This window comes from Ectopseudomonas toyotomiensis, assembly GCF_900115695.1.
In the GTDB taxonomy this organism is placed as follows: Bacteria; Pseudomonadota; Gammaproteobacteria; order Pseudomonadales; family Pseudomonadaceae; genus Aquipseudomonas; species Aquipseudomonas toyotomiensis.
The window spans coordinates 1-3,846 of sequence record NZ_FOXK01000029.1; the positions used below are offsets into that span (position 1 = coordinate 1).

The window sequence follows — 3,846 nt, forward strand, 5'->3', positions numbered from 1 at the left end:
GCCGGTGCCGGCACGCCGGCAAGGCCGCCGGTGTTGTGCCGCACGCGGTAGTCGTTGACTGCAGCCATGCCTCGGGCGTTGAAGTCGTGCAGAAACTGCAAAGCGCCTGGCTGCTGCACAACAGCCGCGCGGGTGACGAACTCCCAGTCACTGAGCCAAGTCGGGATGCTGTCGCTGGTGGTAGTGCCTGGGCCGCGTACCTGTCCACCTTCGGCGAAGCCATAAGCTCCGGTGTAGGTGCTGGCACCGCTAGCACCGCCTCCAAAGTATGAGCTGGCAGCAGAGCCGATCAGACTAAGCCAGCCTGAACCACCCGAGGAGCCGGAGCCAGTGGCACCGCTGACGCCATTGGCCGCAGCCAGGCTCGCAGCGGCTGTCTGGATAGCCGCTGCGCCGGTCATCAATGTGCCGCCTGCAGCGCTCAGCGCACCTGCCGAGGTAGTAACAGCTGCTGCACCGGAAGTCAGACCGGCACCGTCTTGACCGCCCCCACCGAACAGCCCCATCACTCCACCGGTGATGGACTGCGCCAGGTTCTCGGCCGCCATGCGGGTGAGCGCATCAAGCACGCTCTGGCCGAGGGCGCTGATGGCCTCGCGCAGGGTCATGGTGCCGCGTGCCAGGCCTGTGAGGGCTTCGGTCAGGCCAGTGGTCAGGCCATCGCGCAGCGTCTCCTGCAGGAGCGTGGTGGTGGCCATCAGGCGCTGGGCTTGAGCGTCGAGTGCGTACAGAGCCTGGGAGGCCGTCTCGCCGACTGCACCAGGTTGCGCAGCCAGCTCGGCCAGTACCGGGCGGATCTGCTCCAGTTGGGCGTAGGTCTGGCGGTGGATCTCCAGGATGCGCTCGCGCGCCTGCAGTTCGGTGATCAGGCCGGCATCCTGCTGCACGTTGACCGACTGCTCCTGGCGCTGCTGCTCGGCCAGGATGCGGTCCATCTCGCGCTGCACGTCGTCGACGCGCACCTTGGCTTCGGCCACAGGGATCAGCTTATCCAGCCAGGCCAGGCCGGCTTCGTTGCCGGCCTTCTCGAACTCGGTACGCATGCCGGCAAACTTGGTGCGGATCTCCAGCAGCGCGGCATCTGTCTCGCGACCTGCAGCACGCAGGAACTCAGCCTCAAGGCCGACATTGGTGCGGGCGTTGGCGTCGGCCTGGCGCTGCTGCTCAGCCGCATTAATCAGCGACATAGCCGCCCGAGCGCGTTCCAACATGGCTCCGGTCAGCCCCTTCTCCGCCAGCTCGTACTGGCGAACCTCCGCTGCGCTCATGTTCAGCGTTGCCGCTTGGCGCTCAAGCTGGGCCAGATAGTTCTCACGTGCGCGCTGGTCACGGTCTACGGGCGTACGCTTTTGCCGCTCGCGATAACGCATTTCAATGGCGGCAATGTCTCTATCGATCTGCGCATCGCTTACGACTTCGGTAAACGGGTTGGCCGCACGGATTTTCTCGACATTGGCACGGTACTCGGCAATTGCCTTTTCCTTCTGCTCTGTTCGGGTCAAACCCTGCTCTCGAACCTTCGCAATTTCTTGCTGAGCCTGAATGGACTCCTGATTCAGCTTCGCAAGGTCTGCGGCACGCTGCGCCTCGGTATCACGCTGCTGGATCAACAGCTGCAGCCGGTTACGATCCAGATCCAGCTGCTTCTCGCCTTCCTCGGTTGCACCCTGGATCACGGGCGTCAGCTGATCCCAAAGCTCCTTGGCAGCGCCAATCGGACCAAGCACTACAGCATTGGCGCCCAGGGCTCCCAGATCAACGTCACGGACGCTCCGACGATCGAGGGCAGCGAGCTGCTCCTCCAGGGTCTGCTCACGTCCGATGCCAACCATCTCGTCCCAAGCTTCGGCCGCCGCACCCTTGATGCGCTTCCAGGCACTTTCGAGCAGGCCCAGGTTCCCCTCGATCTGCGTAGCCCGGCTCTCCATGGTCTGAGCCAGCTCCTCCATGGCCAGACGCGCAGCACCGGCCTCATCGCCTTGCTCGGCCAAGGCGGCAATCTGCTCATACACGGCGGCACTGAGGAAGTTGTACTCGCGGTTCAAGTCAGCCACGGCCTTTACAGGGCTCTCGGCCAGCTTGACGAACTCAGCGACTGTCTCTGATACAGCTCGGCCTGTTGTCTGGTTCATGGCCACGGCAGCGGATGCCACCAGTTGGATCTGATCAGCAGCGATACGGCCGGTACCTGCAACCTCCGCCAGCGCAGCGGATGCTTGGCGCTGGGTGCCACGCACGACGTCCATCGACGCCGCCATGTTCATCAACTGATCGCTGCTCGCGCCGGCGGCGTTGCCGGTGAGGATCAGTTGCTCACGAAAGCGGATCGACTCCTGCGAGCCTTGGTAAGTGGCCAGCGCTGTAGCGCCGATCGCTGCAGTTGCTGCAGCGATTGCAAGCGTAAGTGGGTTGAGCGTGCTGATCAGCGCCTGGCCGGCATTTCTCCAGCCACCGAACGAATCCTTGATCTGACCACCTTGCTGCACCGCAACGAGCCAGATCGGCATGCCACTGGCCAGGCTCGTGGTGATGTCGGTGATCTGCATCGGCAACTGGCGCATGGCCTGCTGGTACTGGCCTGCAGTAATACCAGCAACGCGCATTGCATCAGTAGTACCGCCAATGCGCTGCCGCTGCTCCTGGAGCTTGGCATTGAAGGTGTCGTAGGTCTCCAGGTCGATCTTGCCCGAGGCACGAGCGCGGCGCAGTTGCTGCTCCATGTCGTCGAGTTCATCGAGCTTGCGTATCACCGGGTCGATCTTGCCCAGCAGCTGCTGCAGCTCCTGGCCTTCTTTCTCGGTCGCTGCTGCCGCCTGCTTGGCCGTTTCAGCCGCTTTAAGATCGGCCTGAGCCTTCTGCTCGATGGCCCGCTCGGCAGCGTGGTAGGCGCGCATGGACTCGTTCTGCGCCGCTGCGGTCTGCTGCCAGCTGGAGTTAGCTCCTTGAGCGGCGACACCACTTCGCTCAATAGAGTCACTCAGTGCATCGACTTCTCGCCGCCCCTGTTCCAGGTCGGTCTTGAGACGTAGGGCGAGTTCCAGTTCTTTGTTGGCCATCGGGCAGGATCACGGCGTGGGGTTCGCTGCAATCCTCGCGCGCGCGGGGGCGGCTGTATTTTCGGCTGGCCGAAAAAATGTCGCCCCAAAAGAAAACCGCCCGAAGGCGGTTGAATTGAAAAGGTACCAAGGCGCGAATCACGCCTTACTTCAGCAGCGCCTTAAGGTGCTGCTCTGCTTCCTTGCCCCCGGCAAACGCCAGGTTGGCGTCCTTCAGGAACTCAGCGCGGGCACGTCGTTGGCGACGTTGCTCGGCCTCGTAGTACAGCAGGATCTGCCGCTCGGTCAGCTTTCCGATGCGTTCGGCGTCTCCATAGCCTGCGGCGATGAGGGTGGCGTAGACGTCTGCCCAGCGCCCGCTTTGGCCGCGCTCTGCGCTGCTGCCCGTTCCACGATTACGCGATCGCGGACGGTGCGAATGTAAAAAGGGCCGTTGACCCCCCACCACAACATCAGAAGGTGATAACCATCCTCCTGATTCAATTGCCCCAGCCACTCAACCTCAACGTCGGCCGAGACCGCGATCGCATAGGTGATGATCTCCATGTGCTTGGCGAACAAGGTGCTCGATGAGTGGAAATCAAGCGGCTTTGTATTGGCCATCATGTCCTGCAGATCCACTAGCAGCGGCTCCAGCATGGCAAGCATTTGCATGCCTTCGACGAAACCGTACTCCCGAACAACCACCTCGCGCTCGGCGATGGTCGCCGAGCGGTTGGGGTGCAAGACCTCCAGGTCGTTGGCGCCTTGCTCTTCCTTGGGCTTTCTGGCGACACGCGCACCCATCAGG

At 62.9% G+C, this 3,846-nt stretch carries 2 protein-coding genes; both read right to left on the reverse strand.

Annotation, left to right across the window (positions count from 1 at the left end):
- On the reverse strand, nt 1-3,056 hold a 3,056-nt coding region (locus BM186_RS25940), incomplete at its 3' end, for a phage tail length tape measure family protein (protein WP_074919332.1).
- A 285-nt stretch (nt 3,057-3,341) separates the two neighbouring features.
- Nucleotides 3,342-3,846: DUF6631 family protein (locus BM186_RS26735; RefSeq protein ID WP_167363354.1), on the reverse strand; the 505-nt coding region annotated here is incomplete at its 5' end.